The organism is Vibrio barjaei, from assembly GCF_001639065.2.
In the GTDB taxonomy this organism is placed as follows: Bacteria; Pseudomonadota; Gammaproteobacteria; order Enterobacterales; family Vibrionaceae; genus Vibrio; species Vibrio barjaei.
In genome coordinates, this window is sequence record NZ_LQXO02000053.1 from 545,346 (window position 1) to 564,881 (window position 19,536).

Genomic DNA, 19,536 nt, shown 5'->3' on the forward strand with positions numbered 1-19,536 from the left:
AGAACCCTTCTTGAACATTATACCTCTCTCTTCACTTACCTCTTCGAGATCATCAGCCAAGGTCAACTCAAATTATACGCCTTATCGACAAATACTATTTATCTATCTTTCGTAACCTGCTGTTTTAAATAAATAACTCCAATATTCTGACATTATTCCTATTTGGAATTTCCATCATTCCACACTTTCAGTGCATTGTTTCCTATACTTCCGAGCATCGTTAATTCGACACTAAAAATAATTCTTAAGATTTTAGACATAACTGACAAGTGATCGCGTCCTTTTCCCGACCCTGTTTCGCCAATCATTTGTATAGCAAGGTAAAGTGAATGCTCTATCCAAACACGAAAGACTGCCTCATCATTGATAACTACCCGCTAGTTAGGGAAGCACTAGCTCAGATCGTGTCTAGCATCGATGATTTAGATCTAGTCCACCAAACTGGTAATATTCAGACGGCTTTAAACCTAATAAAGAACGGTAATATCGAACTTATCGTTCTGGATGTAAACCTCGCAGAAGCTGACGGTTTTGAGTTCATGCGTAGAGCCTACGCTTGTGGATACAATGGTAAAGCAATCTTCGTATCCAGCTACGGTTACCCGGTTTACTCCGAAACTGCTTATAAACTGGGCGTAAACGGTTACATTAGTAAATCAGAAGATAGTCCGCTTATCCGTGATGCGATTAGTGGTGTGATGCGTGGTTACAACCTATTTAAGACTGACTATAAAGAGCGAAGCCGTAACATTGTGCTCTCTCAAAGAGAAACTGTAGTATTTAACTACCTTAAAAAAGGCTATACCAACAAACAAATCTCAGAATTTTTGTCACTAAGTGCGAAAACAATCAGTACGTACAAGTCTCGAATTCTGGATAAGTATGAAGCAAACTCAATCGTGGAATTGATCAACTCACACGATGTGCTCGAGAGTAAGAAACCCGCCCTCGCAAGTTAGCTAATTTTGAGCAGGAGAGGCCTACCCCTCTCCTTTCTTATTTACGATACTTTTAATAATGTCGTGCAGTTTTTGGTGCAACGGATTTTGTCGATTACTTTGCTTCATGCATGTCACAACTGGCGTAAAGGTCTGCATGTAGTCCGGGAATGGCACAAATCTAAAACCGCTACTCGGCATCAGGTGTTTGGATAACACCACCGAATAATTGTCTCTCTGAATCATGGATAGAGCGACACTCAGATTATCCAATTTAACTTGATAATCGAACGATAAGTCGTATTTTGCCATCTGTTTGATCAACCTGTGGTTGGTTTCGTTCCATCCGCGAATTTCAAAGAAAACACATGGATTTTCAAATACCTGCTCCCAGCTTTCTACATGACTATTACTCGCTACAACCGCCCCGATTTCGACATTAATTAAACTGGCTTGATAGACTGCTTTGGAGCAATCTTCATTAAAGAACTGAATACCTATGTCTGTTTTCCCGTCAACAATAGATTGGTAAGTATCTGAACGCCAAGTTCTTAGTTCGACCCTCGAACGACAGAATACAGACTTAAGTGCGACGAGCAACTCCGTTCCAAAACACTCGATAGACAAATTATCTAACGCAACAACGATTGGTTTTTCATAGCTTTTCTCGTCAAAGGCTTCTCCTCTTTTCAAAGCCTGTTCGACAGAACGCAAACCAGTTTCGATGCCAGGGATTATTCTTTCTAAATAATGTGTAGGTTCTAGCCCATTAGACGACCTTACAAACAGCGGGTCACCCAACTGTTCTCTCAATTTGGACAGATGCTTACTGATGGCACTTTCTGTTTTACCTAACACGGCAGCTACAGTGGTCAAACTGCGATATTGATATATTAAAACCAATACTTTCAATAAGTTGTAGTCGTGTTCTTTATGCATTATTCGCCTGATTAATTTGTAATGGAGGGTTAAGCTTTATTTCGCTTGACCTGATACAACAAAGCATCTGCCCGCTTAATAGCTGATGAGAGAGACTCTTTTTCTTGTAACACCGTAACACCAAAACTGATATCAAGCGTCAAATCATTCGCCCCAAACGTTTTCGAGCGTATAGTTTGACTCAAAGTATTGGCCAAGCGCTCTGCAGTTTGCAGTCCGCACCCCGGTAACAAGACTAGAAACTCATCACCGCCACTGCGTATAAGGTAGTCACTCTCACGAAAACACTGACGCATACATCGTGCAATATACACAATAGCCTCATCCCCGACATGGTGCCCATAATTATCATTAATCAGCTTTAATTTATCACCATCAATGACAATGACAGCCAATCCCTTCTTTTCAATCGCATACTTAATACCACTATCTCTAAGGATTGCACGGTTATAAAGCCCTGTTAGTTCGTCTAACTTTATTGCCAACTCTGCCAGTTTTAACTTTTCTCTTTTGACCTTGAGCTCATCCAGTCGAATGACGACATAGAAAAACAGTGCCACCATAGAAAAGTAGATCCAAAGCGAATCTACGACAATCTTGCTGTAGGGGATTTTATAGACAATGCTAAGTCTATCATCGAATTGAGTTCGTTCCGCGTGTGCTGATTGATGGAAAGGGTAACGAGTGTCTTCAATAATGATTTCCCGCCCTATTTCACTTCTCGTACTAAAATACTGTTTGTTATAGAGAAATGGAAACTTATCGAGATAAACATCAGCGTTTACATCTCCAATCATTCCGAATTCGTCATAAACAGGGCTTGAGATGGTGATAACCGCTTTATTAGTTACGTTATCTCTGTAGATATCGGAAACAACAATTCGATTATCCAAATCTTCTTGAGACGCATACTTTGAACACTTAAACGACTCCAAACATATTTTTTTAGAGAAAACTTCGTTCACATTCGTGTTGGTAAGGCCGAAAGCATGACTAGCTAGTATTTTCATCCCTTCATAGGAGCGATAATACAGGAGGTATTCTTGGCCTAGGGCTAATTCGGGCATGCTATTAAACATACGTTGTGCCGTCATGCTGACCACCCGTTCATTATGAGTCAGCGGCTCACCTGGATTGAGCAAGTAGACCCGCCCTTTGTCGAAAAGTGGGTAGCCAACCTCTTCACCTTTATTGGCGGCAATTAGTGCCTCAAAAAGAACACCCAATATATACAAGGTGGATTTGTAATCTTGAATGGATTTAGTGACTAGATGAAACTGAGCTACTTCGTTTTTTACCAATTTATCAAGGGATTGGAACACAGCGAAGCCGTAAATCAAAGATGATACCAGCGCTGATTTAAACAAGAGTAAAGTGTATTTCTTCGTCAGCTTTTGCATCTAGACTTCGCAACACATCGTTAGAATATGAATGACATGCAATTATCAGTGATGCCGTAAGCATTATCAATACAAATAGCTCAAGTCGTGGCAAGTAAGGACTAGTCAAGAAATAGGTGTGGGGGAATACTGACGAAAAAAGAAAGACCCTGTAAACCCAAAAGTCACCTAGCCATGGTGTAATTCTATATTCTGCTCTGAATCTATCGTTCGGACGTTGTTAGTCAGGTTCACAGGGTCTTAATACTGTTATACGCGTGTATCGAAAATAAGATACTGCAGAAACTGACAGGTTGACTTTTTAATAATTTTAATTTTTCAAGCTGACTAAACTGTCAGTTATCCTCTCCAAAGTGCGGCGCTAACCTATGCATGAAACTGTATAGGAGGAAACCCCATGGAACCTATTGTCTATATCCGAAAATACGATGAATTGACCGAGAGGCAGAAATACGAAATGCACACGCTACGATATAATGTTTTCGTACGCAGACTTCGTTGGTCGCTGAATACTGAAAATCAACTAGACATTGATGAGTATGACCGACCGGATGCCAAATTCATTATTATTGAATACCAGGACAAGGTTGTCGCGTGTTGGAGGCTTATACATGCTGATACGCCTTACATGCTGAAGCACACTTTTCCAGAACTACTTCAAGGTGAATCCTTTGACGAGCATAATGTTATCGAGCTCTCAAGGTTTGCAGTAGATCGCGAGGTATCCAAACAAGCATCTCACATTAACTTTACTGAACTGCTTTTCTATTTGGTTGTGCAATATGGTTTTGAACAAGGGTTAACGGCATTTATTACGCCAACAACCACAGGAATTGAAAGGATTATGCGCCACGTGGGTATCCCGAATCAACGCATAGGTGATGGAAAAATAAGAATGTTAGAGCACACGAAAAGTGTCGCTTTACGTGTGCCTATTAATGGTGCCTTACGAAATTGGTTTACCAACGCTTCCATAAACCAACATAGGCTCGATCGAGCCAGTTAGTAAGGCCTTAGAGACCGCTTGCGTGCGAGAGAATGCATTGAGCTTTTCACTCGCATTCTGAATATGAAAATTTACTGTGCGCTCAGAGCAACCGATAATCTGGGCCACTTCCCATGAACTTTTGCCTTCCGCAACCCAAGCTAAACATATTTGCTCTCTAAGTGTGAGGCTCGATTTAACTTGTCCGAACTGCTTTTCACATACATGGTTTCTGATATCGTTAATGTAATCAGCTACCAGACTCCCGACGTAAGTTGACAGGATCGTTGATTCGTGGCCTATTTTCCGAGTTCCTTTCCTGTTAGAAAAGCTGATTAGTCCCAAACACCCATGGTTGGCGCGAAGCGGGATAGTAATACCATCCCCTAAACCAAAATCAGACGCCAATTTAATAACATTTTTATCATCTGGAATATCATTAGCGAGAAGAGATCGCCATTGGAGAGGAAGCATGCTATTTCGACAATGAAGAACAACTTGATCGAAGTACATGACTTCATTGTCTTCATAGAACTGTCGCCAAGCTAAAGGTTGGTTAGTCAACACGACATTTTCAGCTCTCATTACTGTCACCGGAACCGAAACCGCAAAAAGATAGTGCTCAAAGCCAATAACTTCAGTTACCTCGGCAAGTTTACCACTGAGATCCTCAAAGTTAAATTCGTCGCTTGATCCTATATCTCTGATCAAAGTCGCGTTTATTTTATCAACTAACTGCACAATTAGCCCTTATCTCCAATTACGCCCATGAGACTATGCACTCTATTGAACAAGATAACGAGACTAAAACCAGATTACAAACATTAAGAACTGAAGCACGCAATTAAATGACGTACACACTCCTTAATCTTACGAGGTTGATACCTATCCCTATGATAAATTAGCGAAAGTGGTACCAATTCAATGCCCCAATCATCAAATACTGGCCTTAGCACCCCTGCCGCTAATTCGTCTTCGCAGTATAGTGTCGGGACTCGAATTAACCCTAACCCTGACTTTGCCGCATTAATTAGCACACGCCCGTTTTTGCATTTCAGGGTGCCATTTATAGAAGTTTCGAAGACTTCTTGATTGATGTTATTTACAAAGCGCCATTTGGTTACTGAACCTGTAATGCATTTGTGATGCTTTAGTTCTTGTGGGTGAGTCAACTTAGGGTATTTAGCAAGGTAATCAGGACTGGCTAGCGTTTGCATTTCGATGTTTGTGAGATGTCTAGCGATATAATTGGAATCAGGTAATACCCCCATACGTATGGCTAAATCAAACTCTTCTTCGAGTAAATCTACCCGATGGCTCGAGAAGTCGAGCTCTATATTCACCTCTGGATACTTCAATATAAACTGAGACAAGTAGGTTGCAACAAGCTCTTCACCTATATAACCACCTACACAGTTGATCTTAATGCTTCCTCGGACTTCTTCCACATCATCAATTGCAGCATGTACTGCTTGGTCTATCGACTGCAATGCACCATCACAGGAGCTTAAAAACGCTTTGCCAGCGTCCGTTAGCTTCATTGTTCGAGTGGTTCGAATAAGTAGGCTCACTCCCATTTGCTTTTCCAGCGATTGAATCTGCCTCGAAACATGGGATCTCGACACGTTGAGCGCTTCAGCAGCCTTGGTAAAGTTACCTAAGTTAGCGACCAGCACAAAAGCGCGGACATCAAGAAGATTAATAGATGAATGATACATGATGAAGCTCTCAAGCAAGTGATGACATTATTCTGTCGTGCATGGCTAGAATTGCAATAGAAACCAAGAATTAATCTCTCATCGTTAAGTACTGCTAGATCAATACTGAATCACTTTAAGTTGACTAGATACTAAAAGAAACACCAAGGACACACAGTGTATTTCACCAAATCATTCACAAAGCAAATCCCTCTCCGATTTGGATAATTATTCTTCACCGTGAGCCAAGTAATACTTTTGTGGTAGTGATTTAATCTAGAATTAACAGCTAGAGAACAAATATAAAACAGATAAATTACCCAATATTCTCAATTGAATTAATTGTTTGTCTTAGATCATTACATCGGCATGTAGTTGTCGTGCCACAGTGTAATATTTTGTACAGTTTCTGACATATTTTGAAATAGATGCTTTAGATATTTAACAGTTTCAAGGGAGAATTATGTTAGAACTATTAATTGGTCTAGTCGTGACGGTCGCCGTCGGCTACTTCATTGTAAAAGGCTACCGACCAGCTGGCGTACTACTGACCGCAGGTATTGCACTACTGCTATTAACAGGGATTTTGGGCCATACCGTACTACCGGCGAAAATCACCTCTACGGGCAACATCGTTACTGATTCACTCGAATACGTGAAGTATATGCTGCAATATAGAGGTGGCGGTCTGGGTATGCAAATCATGCTACTTTGTGGTTTTGCCTCTTACATGACCCACATTGGCGCAAACAACGTAGTAGTAAAACAGTTTTCAAAACCCCTCTCTTTCATCAAGTCTCCTTACATTCTACTTGTTGCCGCTTATATTGTGGCTTGTTTAATGTCTCTAGCGGTGAGTTCAGCAACGGGTCTTGGTGTTCTACTAATGGCAACCTTGTTCCCTATGATGACGGCCATGGGTATCTCTCGCCCAGCTGCGGTTGCAGTGTGTGCTTCACCAGCTGCCATCATTCTGTCTCCAACTTCCGGTGACGTCGTGATTGCCGCAGAAAAGTCTGGTCTTGCGCTTGACGTATTCGCAGTACAAACCGTCTTACCAGTTTCAATCTGTGCCATTATTGTTATGGCTGCTGCCGCGTTTTTTTGGAATAAATATCTAGATAAGAAAGAAAATACGCCAATGGAGCGTGTTGATGTGTCAGAAATGAAAGTAGACGCACCAGCGTTCTACTGCATTCTGCCTTTCTTACCGATCATCGGTGTTTTCCTTTTCAATGGCCGTACGATTCCAGGTCTTACACTTGATATCTACACTATCGTTGTAGGCTCTATCTTCCTAGGTGCAGTCATCGACTTTATTACTAAGCGCTTCAACGGCCAAAAAACATTAGAAGACTTAGAATCTTGCTATCAAGGTATGGCCGATGCCTTTAAAGGCGTTGTCATGCTCTTAGTTGCCGCAGGTGTATTCGCACAAGGCTTAATGTCTATTGGTGCGATCGACAATCTTCTTCACCTTGCAGACAAAGCGGGAGCTGGTGGTGTCGCACTAATGCTAATCCTAACCGGTCTGACTGTCGCAGCAGCGATTGCAACAGGTTCGGGTAATGCACCATTCTATGCGTTCGTTGAACTAGCGCCTTCTCTAGCAGCAAAAATGGGATTAAATCCTGCGTTCCTAATCATCCCTATGCTACAAGCCTCAAACCTAGGTCGCACAATATCGCCAGTTTCTGGTGTTATCGTCGCCACATCGGGTATGGGTAATATTTCTCCATTTGAGGTTGTGAAGCGTACCTCGGTTCCTGTGCTTGCAGGCCTGATTACAGTAATCATAGGCACCATGGTATTAGTACCGATGAGTGCATAGTCTGATAATCGATTATCCAAGGGAAGCAACTGCTTCCCTTTTTTACGTCCAAACCAAAACTTAACCTTAGGCTAAATAAAAAATCAAATGGTTACACCTCAAGCTGAAATGTACGTACTAAGCTTTGTAGTGCGAGGACAATAAAGCCAGTAAAGAGGAAACAATAATGAATAAGAGACTCATTGGAATGCTTCTCGGTACAGCGTTAGTCAGTAGTTACTCTGTAGCGGGTGAACATGTTATCTATGAGGTAGATGGACAACCTTATGAAGGGTACTGGGCCAAAGTGAATAATACAGCTCCACTTGTGCTGCTAGTTCATGACTGGGACGGTCTCACTGAGTACGAAGAAGACCGAGCGGAAATGCTTAATGAAATGGGCTATAACGTATTCGCAGTAGACTTATTCGGGCAAGACGTTCGTCCAACAAAAGTAGAAGACAAGAAGCAGCACACGGGTGAGCTATATAAAGACAGGGGCAAGCTTCTAGCTCTGATGAATGCTGGACTACAAGAAGCCGGCAAGCTTGGCGGAAACTTAGATGATACTGTGGTCATGGGTTACTGCTTCGGTGGTGCTGCTGTCTTGGAATCAGCGCGATCAGGTATGAATGCACGAGGCTTTGTTAGCTTCCATGGTGGCTTGACAACGCCTGATGGACAAAACTACGCACAAACTAAAGCACCGATCCTAGTACTTCACGGCACTGCTGACACTGCAATACCCATGTCTCAGTTTGCACAGCTTGCGGTGGAATTAGAAGAGAACGGTGTAGAGCATGAGATGATCACCTACAGTGGTGCACCACATGCCTTTACCGTGTTTGGTTCTAAAAACTACCGCGAAGACGCTGATAAAAAGTCTTGGAAAGCCTTCTCTGAGTTTTTGGTTGCTAAGACCGGAAAATAAATCACCTGTTCGGCTTAAACTAGATAAATGGTAAACAAAAAAAGGTCAGACGATACGTCTGACCTTTTTAATCATTTCAATGTAACTTAAGCTGGATTCTTAGCCTTAAACAAAATCGCGTACATTACTGGGATGAAGACCAAGGTTAAAATGGTCGCAAATCCCAACCCGAACATGACCGTAATAGACATGTTAACGAAGAATACGTCTCCCAATAGTGGGATCATACCTAATATCGTTGTACATGCCGCAAGCATTACTGGTCGCATACGAGAGATCGAAGAATCAATAATCGCATCATAGAGCGGCTTTTCTTCCGCTTGCATATCGATTTCTTCTAACAACACTATCGCATTCTTAATCAATAGACCGATTAAACTCAATGCACCAAGCAACGCCATAAAGTCAAAGGCACCATCAAGTAGCAGAAGGCCAGCTGTAATGCCAATGATTGCCAGCGGGACGGTAATCCAGATAATCAGTGGCTGACGTACTTTCCCAAACAGCAACACAACCACGATAATCATCATGATGAATGAAACTGGAATAGCACTAAATAAGGCTCCTTGCGCTTCTGCTGAATCTTCGTACTCACCACCCCAGTCCATCGAATAACCTGGTGGTAGTTCGATAGCTTCTATCTGTGGCTTTAGTCGTTCAAACAATGGTGCAGCCAGCTCACCCGTAGGGTTAGCAGAAGCGATAATGGTAGTCAAACGATCGCGTCCACGAATCATTGCATCTTCCCATACCGTTTCAAAGCCAACGACAACTTGTGCAATTGGAACCGTTCTTTGCAGTACTGGGCTGTATACTTGCGCATCCATCAATTGAGCAACGTTTTGTCGCTCGCTCGCATCGGAACGGAAGTAAATCGGTAATAGCCTCACCCCATCACGATAAATACCAACTTGAGAGCCTTCACTCGCTGCTTTCAAAGAAGCGGTTAGCTCAGTACGAGTGATACCGAGTTGTCGAGCCACCTGTTCATTAAAGATTGGTTTAATCAACTTAACCGGTTGACGCCAGTCGTTACGAACTTCCTTAGTCTCAGGGTCAGCATGCATGATCGCTTCAGCTTGAGACGCTAGATCACGCAATACTTCTGGATCCGGACCAGCAAATCGCGCTTCAATTTTAGAGTCACGTCCAGGGCCGATACGTAGCCCTTTGATCTTAGGCTCAATATTGTCGATATTTTCTGTCATGAAAGTATCGATTTTCTTTTGTAACGGTGCGATCTGTTCACGAGTTTCAGTACGAACAATGATCTGACCGTAAGCTTTTGTGGAGTCTTGTGGTGTATATACCAACGAAAAGCGTGATGCTCCGCCACCAATAAAGCTCGCCGTCCACTCAACCCCTTCCTGTTCACGAATAAAGTCGGCAATTTTCAGGGTATCATCGCGAGTTTGACGAATATCGGTACCCTCAACTTCCCAAACATCCACGAAGAACATTGGCGTGTTTGCATTTGGGAAGAACGCATTCTTAACGAATCCAAATCCCCATACCGAAGCAACAAACATTGCCAAAATCACACTAATAGTCAGTGCTCTTTGCTTAAGCGCAAACTGAAGGACGCTCTTATAAATAACAAAGCCAGCACCTGCGTATGGGTCTTTCTCTTCTTCCCCTTCTTTCTTGTCGTCTTTTTTGAGCAATAATGCACAAAGTAGTGGTGTCGTCGATACTGCCGTAACCCAGCTTAAAGACAGAGATATTAGGATTACGTAGAATAGAGAGCGGGTAAATTCACCAGTGTTACTCTGAGACATACCAATTGCTGCGAACGCTAAGATACCTACAGCGGTACCACCGAGTAGCGCCCAGCCATTCGCGCCAACGACTTCTCCTGCGGCCTTCATCGCAGGAACACCGCGCTTGATCCGTATCATCATCCCTTCGGCGACAACGATCGCATTATCTACCAACATCCCGAGAGCAATGATCAACGCGCCCAGAGAGATACGTTGTAGCTCGATACCATACATGTGCATTAGTGCCAAGGTACCTGCCACGGTGATCATCAATACAGCGCCGATAATAAGTCCGACACGCAAACCCATAAAGGCAAGTAAAACAACAACTACGATAATCAACGCTTCGACCGTGTTGGTCACAAAGCCAGCTACTGACTGATCAACCTCAGATGGCTGATCGTAGATGATATCTAGGTTCATCCCTAGAGGGATTTGGTTCTCTAGACTTGCGATCTTATCTGCGATTAATCCGCCTACTTCCACAACGTTTTTGCCAGGAAGCATTGAAATACCAACTGTTAACGAAGGTTTTCCATTGAAGTAGATAAGCTTCGATGGCTCTTCGACATATTCACGCGTTACTTCAGCAATATCGCCTAAACGAATTAGCTTCTTGGTGTCGCTTGAGATAAGTAGATCTTCAATTTCGCTTACATGCTTGAAGCTACCTGTAGGTTCAATTCGAATAAACTCGGGACCAACACGGAAACGACCAGAATCGGAAACCAGGTTTTGAGAACTTAGCAGATTCTCTATCGTTGCCATATCGATGCCAAGTTCCGCCATTTTTGCTCTAGACATCTGAACATAAACGACTTCTTTTTGGTCACCATCAATTGCAACTTTACGTACGCCGGGGACAAGTACTAGCTGTTTCTTCAGGTTGTCTGCAACATCTTTTAGCTCACGATAGGTATAACCTTCGCCATTAAGCGCTAGGAATCCACCATAAACATCGGCAAAATCGTCGATAATTTGTGGCTCGCCTGCACCAGGAGGCAATTTATGCTTATTGTCAGCAATTTTACGTCGAAGTTCATCGTATATACCTGGCATTTCAGCTGAGGTATATTCGTCTTTAAACTCAATCGTAATATCCGACAAACCTTCACGAGTTACTGAGCGTTTGATCCGTTTAACTTGCCCAAGAAGACGAACCGCATCTTCGATGTGGTACGTAACCTCGTCGTAAACTTCCTGAGGAGAAGCTCCTGGATAAGCAGTAATGATTTTAGCTTCTTTGATTGTGAATGCAGGGTCCTCAAGTTTACCCATTTCAAAGTAAGCCAAAACACCGCCAATGGTCATTAGCAGGACTAAAAGCCAGCTATTCACCTTATTCTTTACTGAATACTCACCTAAATTCATAAAACATCTCTTCTTGCTGAGTTACAGTTATTGCGCCTGATCGATTTCAGGCATTAGGCTCACTTCCATACCTTTAATCAAAAATGGAACACCTACAGTGACAATGCGTTCACCCATTTCAAGTCCAGAGAGTACCGTGATTCTGTCACCAGTCATCGTGGAGACTTCGATCTGCTTTGGAGAAACCGTGTTGTCGTCCCCAACAACCCACACTGTGGCATTATGTGCATTGTCGCTAATTACCGCAGTTGCAGGCACTTGGATTGAGCCTTTCGTTTCTTGAAGTTTAGAAAAGTCTGCAGTGACATAGCCCGTCATGCCTGGAAGGATATTTTGATCCGATGGTGCCTCAAGTGTCACCGTCACCTCAAAGGTTTGTGTATCAGCATCAGCTTTAGAGGACACTTCCGTCACCGTGACTGGATATGGTTTCTCTCGAGCTACATCAAAATAAGCGAAGACCGGTATCTCTACAGGATCTTCAGCTTGTTCATCACGAATTTGCCTTACTAATTTTTCAGGAACGTTAAATTTCAATTCAAGGGTATTTAGGTTTTGGAAAGTAAACACCACCTGCTTAGCTTCAACGTTTTCGAAATTTTGAATATCTCGTTGTGCCACAAAACCGTCAAAAGGCGCTAAAAGTTTGGTATAGCCAAGTTCTGTGTTTGCTTTATCGTATGCTGCTTTTGCACGTGTCAAATTAGCGCGCAACTGCTCAAAATCTTTTTTGGAGATAAAGTTATCTTTGATCAGTTCTTGAGCGCGTTTGAAGTCAGCTTGAGTTCGCTGCAAAGTCGCGCGTGTATCACGCACAGCAAGTTTGAAATTAGTGTCATCTAATGTCGCAAGTACCGTGCCTTTCTCAACATTATCACCCTCTTTCACTGGAATGCTATTGACCTTACCCGAAACACGGAAAGCCATATCAGCACGATTCGACGCGAGAACACGCGCTGGGAATTCACGAATCATACTTTGGTTCTCTAAACCAATGACCATAGTTTTAACAGGACGAACAACTGGCGCTTCTGCCTTTTGTTCTGGTTCAGGACTGCATCCTGATAGAGCAACACCGATTACCGTTGCTAAAGTTAGCGCACGTAAATGAGTTTTCATAACAACCACCCAACAAAAAAATTTATAAAAACCAAGACAATAATAGGTCTAAGAAATCAATTACACGTTATTGGTACAAGTTACATTAAGCGCAGCAAAAAGCAACAAACCACAAACAAAAAACCAACCTTTGAAAAATCCCATTAGTTGCCTCAACTAGCTAAGCCTAGACAGGGCAATATCTAAGACCTTAAATTAACTACGAGTTCATTCTTTTTTTGGTTTTTTTAGCTTTAATTGAAACGATAAATAAGTATCCCATACTGATACATATGATCAATATTACATGTACATTGTATGAACAAAATTCTCATTAGGTGGTTATCCTCACTATTCGCTATTTTGATACTTGGCACCTACCTGCTTTTGAATTTTGACTCGCCCCTGACACTCGAACAACTTGAACACGAAGAACACCACTCCCTTGCCCACAAGCGACAATATGGCGTCCTTAACCTTGTTGCTCCAATAAAACACGCCAAACTAGAGGGCAATGACAAAAATAAGGCGCAGTTAGGGCTACAACTTTTTCTTGACCCTAGGCTGTCTTCCAACCAACAAGTGAGCTGTGACTCTTGCCATCATATTTTCGATAATGGCGCGGAAAGCACCCGCGTCTCACAGGGTGTAAACGGAACAGGCGTTAGGAATTCTCCTACAGTATTCAACATAGCCTATAACACACGTTTTTTCTGGGATGGGCGTGCTTCAAGCCTCGAGAAGCAAATAGACGGTCCCGTCCACAACCCTCTCGAAATGAACACTAACTGGAGAAACATCGTTGAATACGTGCAATCGGAGCAAGACTATCGCGTACAATTCAACGAGTATTTTGGAGGGGTCATCACCGAAGAGACTGTCAAAAACGCCTTAGTTACATTTATGACCGCACTTAACACGCCAGACTCGCCTTTCGACTTATTTCTCAAAGGACAAACCGACGCAATGGAGCCAATTGCCCACTTGGGGTGGGAGAAGTTCCAGTCTCTGGGCTGTGTGGTATGCCATCAGGGAACTAACATAGGCGGTAACCTTTTTCAGAGATTTGGCAATGTCAACACTACGACCACTAGAGAGAGAGATTTAGGTCGTTACAACGTCACTGGTATTGATTCCGATAAAGGAGTGTTTCGTGTACCTAGTCTTAGAAATGTCGCAAAGACTGCACCTTATTTTCATGATGGTCGTGCTGCGACATTGGAAGAGGCGATTGTCACCATGGCCAAAATACAGCTAGGAAGAGAGTTAGATGCCACTACGACTCTTGAAATTAGTGCCTTTCTTAATGCACTGTCAGCACCGCCTCCCCCACTCTTGACGGAGTTAGTGCAATGAAAAAGAGATTGTTTAACCGTTCACGGATAGAGTTGCTCTACATGCTTGGTACTTTAATAGCCGCATGTTGGCTAGTAATAAGCGCCGTCAACAGTTATGTCAGTGAAGCTTATCAGAAAGCGTACCTATCGCTGTCTCAGAATGTCACTCACAACCTCGAAGAGATATACGTCTTTGAATATAGTGACAACAGTACCTATGACCAGTTTTCAAATGAACTGGTATCTATAGAACTCTTATCTGACAAACTGTATGAGAATATTCGACAAAACCATAATGCCTACTTTTCAATTCTAAACCCGGTACCTGAAGCAGCAGTCACCTCGGCAAAAACCGTTCGAGACGCAATGTTGTCATTTACGCAAAGATTAGAACGACTACTCAGCGCAAAAGTATCTCTAGAATATTCCAGTAAAACCATCCAAGCTTTAAAAGACAAGCTCTGGAGAGACTCCCTAAATGAAACTGACAAGCTTTCCATCTATCGGTACCTTGATGCTAAAAGCAACTTAAGCGATTTATCAAGCACACTCCGCGACAATACTAGTGTCGTGACCCTAGACAACTACATCCGGCTAAACAAGCGTGTGCTCAAAGATATTAGCAATGAAAAGAAAGCTCTAATTGACAGTGAAGTTCATCGTTTACTAAATCAAACCAACGATTTCTGGTTGCAACGTTCTTCAGATACCAAGCTTCAAATCGCTTTGTCATCGGTAACGCTTTTCTTGTGTTTAGGCGCTTATCTATACTGGCGTCAATGGCTACAGCAACATATAGAAGCCAAACTGAACAAAGAGTTGCTCGACAACGAAAAAGAGCGCTCTCAGCTAGCCATGGTGGTCGAACACGCCAGCGATGCCATTGTGATTACAAATAGAGATGGCCTAACAACATGGGTTAACAGTGCATTCGAGAAACTCTCAGGCTACCAACTTGCAGAGACCATCGGTAAGAAGCCAGGTGACCTTCTACAAGGAATTGACACTTCCAAGGAGGAAATAAAGCGAATTTCAGATGAACTCGGTCAAGGGCATACTGTTCAATCAGAGCTTTTGAACTATCACAAAGATGGGCGCCCATATTGGATCGACATTGTTATAACACCGATTAAGAATATTCATAATCAAATCGAACAGTTTATCGCAGTAGAACGAGACAGCAGTGATAGAAAGCAGTTGGAGCAAAACCTTCAACAAGCGGTCCAAATAGCCGATGCCTCAAACCGAGCTAAATCAACATTTCTTGCTACCATGAGCCATGAACTGAGGACGCCATTAAACGGCATTTTGGGCATGGCTCAAATTCTCGAGTCCTCAGTGACGCAACCGCAACACAAAGAGCAACTCAGTGTTTTGCTAGAGTCCGGAAATCACTTGTTGTCTTTATTGAACGACATTCTCGATATATCAAAAATAGAAGAAGGAAAACTCGAACTTGAAGATATTGACTTCGCGATAGACGAACTTTGCTCTCCAATAATCAGTACATACTCAGCAATTTGCAATGAAAAAGGTATTCAGTTCAAACTAAACAACCAATTGCCATCCGGAAAATCTTTCCGAGGAGATAAATCGCGCATCAGACAATTAATCTTTAATTTGCTCGGAAATGCGGTCAAGTTTACAGAACGTGGAACTGTTGAGTTGGTTTTTTCGAGCTCTCAAAGTTCAATGTCAATAAGTCAGGAACAGTTAAATATTGATGTCATAGATACTGGTGTAGGCATACCACACGACAGACTAACGACAATCTTCGATCCTTTTACCCAAGCAGAGGCATCTACAACAAGACAATTTGGGGGAACAGGGCTTGGACTAGCAATTGTAAAGAAATTGTCCAACCTCATGGGAGGCGACGCTTACGTATCCAGCGAACTAGGCAAAGGAAGCAAATTCACTGTCACCGCTAACCTAACGCCAATTGCGAACAAAGAAATTCAACTTAAAGACAAGGTCTCACTCGATGAACAGGCAATTGCACAGTCTCTTACTATCCTTCTCGTTGAAGATAACAAAGTTAATGCTCTAGTCGCGAAGACATTTTGTGTAAAACAAGGACACTATGTAGAAGTGGCGGAAAATGGAAAAATAGCGGTAGAAAAAGTCGGTAAAAAACAGTACGACCTTATAATTATGGACAACCATATGCCCGTTATGGATGGCATAGAAGCAACTCGTATTATCAGACAAGAGCTTGGGTCAAAAACCGTCATATTTGGCTGTACCGCCGATGTTTTTAAGGAAGCTCATGATAATTTTGTTGACGCTGGTGCAAACCATATTCTGACTAAGCCCCTGCAAAAAGAGAGTTTTATCGATGCTCTCCAAAGGTACCAACACCTATTATTGAACTCAATACCACCTGAAAACAGTAATGTTATTCAGTTAGTACGCCACGACATCATGCAACTAGACTGCACCAATACTGAAGCGGAACTCACACTGTTGGATTCAACAACCGAATCGAAACAAGTGCGGTTACACAATATAGAACAATTTAAATCCATCGGCGAAGAAACACTCAACACACTCGTCAAAGTCTATTCTTCCCTAGACGTTAACGGACTCAAAAGCGTTATTTTAACGCTCAGGAAGGTAGCACAAGATTCCGAGTTGAATAGACTTATCAACAAAATAGACATGTTACTTGATGAGTTGAATAACGATGCGGTCCCAAATCTAGAAGCGATGCAATCACTGGTTAACCTAGTCGAAGTTAATATCCATGAAGCGATTCGCATACTTGATCATCAGCAAGGTATGCGGCCGCCAATATCAACAATTTCACCAAATTAACTATCGATACTAACACAAGTTCAGGATACATTATCATTACCGGATGTTGTGAAAAAAGAGATGGAATTCAATGCTCAAAGCGGTAGTGTTTGATTTGGATAATACGTTGGTATCTTGCAACCTTGACTTTAAGCTGCTTCGTAAAGAACTAGCCTGTCCTGATGACAAAGATTTGCTAGAGCATGTCTCCAGTTCGACCGAGGACGCTAAACGTAGGGCACTAAACGACATTATTCTTAATCATGAAATCGAAGATGCTCGTTCAAGTACGCCGATGAAAGGGGCACCTGAGTTACTAAAGTGGATGGAAGAAAAGCGGCTATACTCAGGCGTCATTACTCGCAATTGTCGTCAGGCGGCAGAGACGAAGCTAAAATCCAATAACCTAGAGGTTCATGAGCTTATTACTCGTGAAGATTTCCCTGCCAAACCCAGCCCTGATTCGTTACTCTTTTTACTAGAAAAATGGCAACTCACATCGAAACAAGTTCTTTATGTCGGTGACCACGAATACGACATTAAGACCGCAGAAAATGCAGGCTGCTTAAGCTGCTTTATATCTAATGGTAACAAGACGTCACCTAACATGACTGAGGCGACGTATACTTTCGCTTCCCTCAGGAAGTTACACCAGTATTTAATGGAAACCTTATAGATAGAATAGCCGTTAGTTGGCTTGTTTACTTGCGTACATCGCTAGATCGGCTTTGGCCAACAAATCACTGTGTGAGAGTTTTTCTAAAGGTGAGAAGCAAACCACACCTACGCTATAAGACAACTCAAATTCGCTGTCACTCGAGTTGTTGAACATCGTTATTTGATCTTTGAAACGCGTCAGTGGAAATTTGGCATCCAGTCCTGTCGTTCCAGACATGAGTACAACGAACTCATCACCCCCAATTCTCGCTATCACATCGGAATCTCTAAAGTTCTCAACGAGCAATCGAGCAAAGATCACTAACGCTGCATCGCCTTGGCCATGACCGTAAGTGTCGTTTATCAGTTTAAAGTGATTGAGATCGAATGAAGCCATTGTGTATGGCTCCATAGCGAAACGACATCGATTGATGACTTTGTCAGCCAATATATTGAAGCCTCGGCGGTTTGAAATTTGAGTCAATTCATCAATCGTGCTATCAAGGCTCGCTATTAACTCATCTTCTGCAAGTTTCGCCAAATCAATAAGATCTTGGACTTCTTGATCACTAAAATGGCGAGGTTTGCTATCAATGATACATAGCGTCCCCACCTTAACATTGTCAGCTAACTTAATTGGCACGCCTGCATAAAATCGAATATTGGGTTTAGATATAACAAGTGGGTTGTCGCTAAAGCGTTCGTCAGACAGAGCATCCGAGATAATAAACGGCTCATCACCAAGAATCGCATGCCCACAAAACGAGATATCCCTTGCCGTTTCAGTAGCATCAAGACCTACACAAGATTTGAACCATTGCCGATCTCGTTCAACAATGCTCACCATAGAAATGTCTACGCTAAACATACGTTTAGCTAGGCGTGTCACCCGATCGAACCTTTCTTCAGGCGTGGCTAATAGCTTCAAAGTTTGAAGAACACTAAGTCGGTAATCATCATTTATAGGTATCGGTGCTGGTTGCATATGTCTCTGAACCATTCTCTATCGATAGCTATAAAATTAGACAAAATACGCGAGTTCTGCCATATCTATGTAACTATAATGGTACAAAATGATATGAACCTAGAGGAATTAGTGATAAAGCAGTTAATTGCATATTGCAAAATCAACGCATATTGCAATTGCACAATGAGAAACACAGCGTTAACTATGCATTGATATTGCCTTAAACCGTAACATTACCCAAAAGAAATATTGGCACGCGAAATGCATTATAAAAAATGACTTCAAAATTTGAGGTCACCTAGCCAACTGACGTTGTTAGTGAACCGATTTGTTCACACTGTTTTCGGCCGATTGAGTTCTCAATCGGCCTTTTCTTTATCTGATTATTCAAAACTAGAGTAATGCCCGGCTTTTAACTAGCTAGCATCGATAACTTGGTCGTCTTGCTGCGCTTCCATCTCTGCTAATTTCTGCTCGAGCTCTTTAATGCGAATTTGAGCTTCAAGCTCATCAGCACGCATCTCCGCTTCACTACGATTGTCCTGTTTTATCCCATCGGCCAAAATTTCGGTACGATTTGTTTCGCGCGAATCCTCAAGATCTTTCATTGAACCAGCGACTCCACCAGCAACACCACCAGCGACTGCACCTTTAACCGCGAGTTCAGGCTCACCGGTTAAAACACCCATGGTAGCGCCTAATAACGCACCTCCAGCAGCTCCGCGGTTTCTTGCAGAGTTTTCATTTTCTGCATCAAACGCGGGCGAAGAGCATCCTGCTAGCAGCGCGAGGGTAGAAATAGCGAAAAGTGATTTAAGTTGAGATATTGAAAATGTCATAGGATGCTCTC

The 19,536-nt window shown here is 42.5% G+C and carries 15 protein-coding genes; 7 read left to right on the top strand and 8 right to left on the bottom strand.

Annotated elements, in window-relative coordinates; all coding sequences use genetic code 11:
- The first annotated feature begins 329 nt into the window (after nt 1-329).
- A complete protein-coding gene (locus AWH66_RS23040; protein ID WP_063603286.1) occupies nt 330-959 on the top strand; it encodes a response regulator transcription factor in 630 nt (209 codons plus the stop codon).
- A gap of 21 nt (nt 960-980) precedes the next feature.
- Here AWH66_RS23040 and AWH66_RS23045 read toward each other — a convergent pair whose 3' ends face one another.
- Nucleotides 981-1,877, bottom strand: a complete 897-nt coding sequence (locus tag AWH66_RS23045) for a LysR family transcriptional regulator (RefSeq protein WP_063603285.1) — start codon at nt 1,875-1,877, stop codon at nt 981-983.
- Nucleotides 1,878-1,906: 29 nt separating this feature from the next.
- Entirely contained in the window at nt 1,907-3,277 is a 1,371-nt protein-coding gene (locus tag AWH66_RS23050; protein WP_063603284.1) for a sensor domain-containing diguanylate cyclase, read from the bottom strand.
- Nucleotides 3,278-3,674: 397 nt separating this feature from the next.
- Here AWH66_RS23050 and AWH66_RS23055 point away from each other — a divergent pair, with 397 nt between their 5' ends.
- Nucleotides 3,675-4,283 (top strand): acyl-homoserine-lactone synthase, encoded by a 609-nt coding sequence (locus AWH66_RS23055; RefSeq protein WP_063603283.1) that lies wholly within the window; start codon nt 3,675-3,677, stop codon nt 4,281-4,283.
- Here the strand turns inward: AWH66_RS23055 and AWH66_RS23060 are convergent.
- Nucleotides 4,224-5,003, bottom strand: coding sequence for a helix-turn-helix transcriptional regulator (locus AWH66_RS23060; RefSeq protein WP_063603282.1), 780 nt, complete (start codon nt 5,001-5,003; stop codon nt 4,224-4,226). The two genes, AWH66_RS23055 and AWH66_RS23060, sit on opposite strands and share 60 nt — an antisense overlap.
- Nucleotides 5,004-5,086: 83 nt before the next feature.
- The gene (locus AWH66_RS23065) at nt 5,087-5,980 is read right to left on the bottom strand and encodes a LysR family transcriptional regulator (protein WP_063603281.1); all 894 of its coding nucleotides are present in this window, start codon (nt 5,978-5,980) and stop codon (nt 5,087-5,089) included.
- Between the two features lie 442 nt (nt 5,981-6,422).
- Between AWH66_RS23065 and dcuC the strand changes: the two genes are divergently transcribed.
- Nucleotides 6,423-7,790 carry an anaerobic C4-dicarboxylate transporter DcuC gene (dcuC, locus tag AWH66_RS23070; RefSeq protein ID WP_063603280.1) on the top strand — a complete coding sequence of 456 codons (1,368 nt, stop codon included), beginning with the start codon at nt 6,423-6,425 and terminating at the stop codon, nt 7,788-7,790.
- Nucleotides 7,791-7,956: 166 nt separating this feature from the next.
- Entirely contained in the window at nt 7,957-8,700 is a 744-nt protein-coding gene (locus AWH66_RS23075) for a dienelactone hydrolase family protein (RefSeq protein ID WP_063603279.1), read from the top strand.
- Nucleotides 8,701-8,786: 86 nt separating this feature from the next.
- Here the strand turns inward: AWH66_RS23075 and AWH66_RS23080 are convergent, their stop codons facing one another.
- Both AWH66_RS23080 and AWH66_RS23085 read right to left on the bottom strand, forming a co-directional pair.
- Complete coding sequence (locus AWH66_RS23080; RefSeq protein WP_006069072.1) at nt 8,787-11,831, bottom strand: efflux RND transporter permease subunit; 3,045 nt, start codon at nt 11,829-11,831, stop codon at nt 8,787-8,789.
- A gap of 27 nt (nt 11,832-11,858) precedes the next feature.
- Nucleotides 11,859-12,950, bottom strand: a complete 1,092-nt coding sequence (locus tag AWH66_RS23085; protein WP_083400114.1) for an efflux RND transporter periplasmic adaptor subunit — start codon at nt 12,948-12,950, stop codon at nt 11,859-11,861.
- Between the two features lie 297 nt (nt 12,951-13,247).
- On the opposite strand from AWH66_RS23085, the gene AWH66_RS23090 reads away from it, so the two are divergent.
- The 3 genes from AWH66_RS23090 to AWH66_RS23100 all read left to right on the top strand — a co-directional run bounded on the left by AWH66_RS23090 (nt 13,248) and on the right by AWH66_RS23100 (nt 17,738).
- Nucleotides 13,248-14,285, top strand: a complete 1,038-nt coding sequence (locus tag AWH66_RS23090; RefSeq protein WP_063603278.1) for a cytochrome-c peroxidase — start codon at nt 13,248-13,250, stop codon at nt 14,283-14,285.
- Nucleotides 14,282-17,083 carry a PAS domain-containing hybrid sensor histidine kinase/response regulator gene (locus tag AWH66_RS23095; RefSeq protein ID WP_063603277.1) on the top strand — a complete coding sequence of 934 codons (2,802 nt, stop codon included), beginning with the start codon at nt 14,282-14,284 and terminating at the stop codon, nt 17,081-17,083. Before AWH66_RS23090 ends, AWH66_RS23095 begins: the two co-directional genes overlap by 4 nt.
- A gap of 70 nt (nt 17,084-17,153) precedes the next feature.
- Entirely contained in the window at nt 17,154-17,738 is a 585-nt protein-coding gene (locus AWH66_RS23100; protein ID WP_063603276.1) for an HAD family hydrolase, read from the top strand.
- A gap of 12 nt (nt 17,739-17,750) precedes the next feature.
- Here AWH66_RS23100 and AWH66_RS23105 read toward each other — a convergent pair whose 3' ends face one another.
- Entirely contained in the window at nt 17,751-18,704 is a 954-nt protein-coding gene (locus tag AWH66_RS23105; protein ID WP_063603275.1) for a sensor domain-containing diguanylate cyclase, read from the bottom strand.
- A 398-nt stretch (nt 18,705-19,102) separates the two neighbouring features.
- Nucleotides 19,103-19,525: a glycine zipper domain-containing protein gene (locus AWH66_RS23110; protein WP_063603274.1), complete on the bottom strand. Its 423-nt coding sequence runs from the start codon at nt 19,523-19,525 to the stop codon at nt 19,103-19,105.
- Nucleotides 19,526-19,536: the final 11 nt, after the last annotated feature.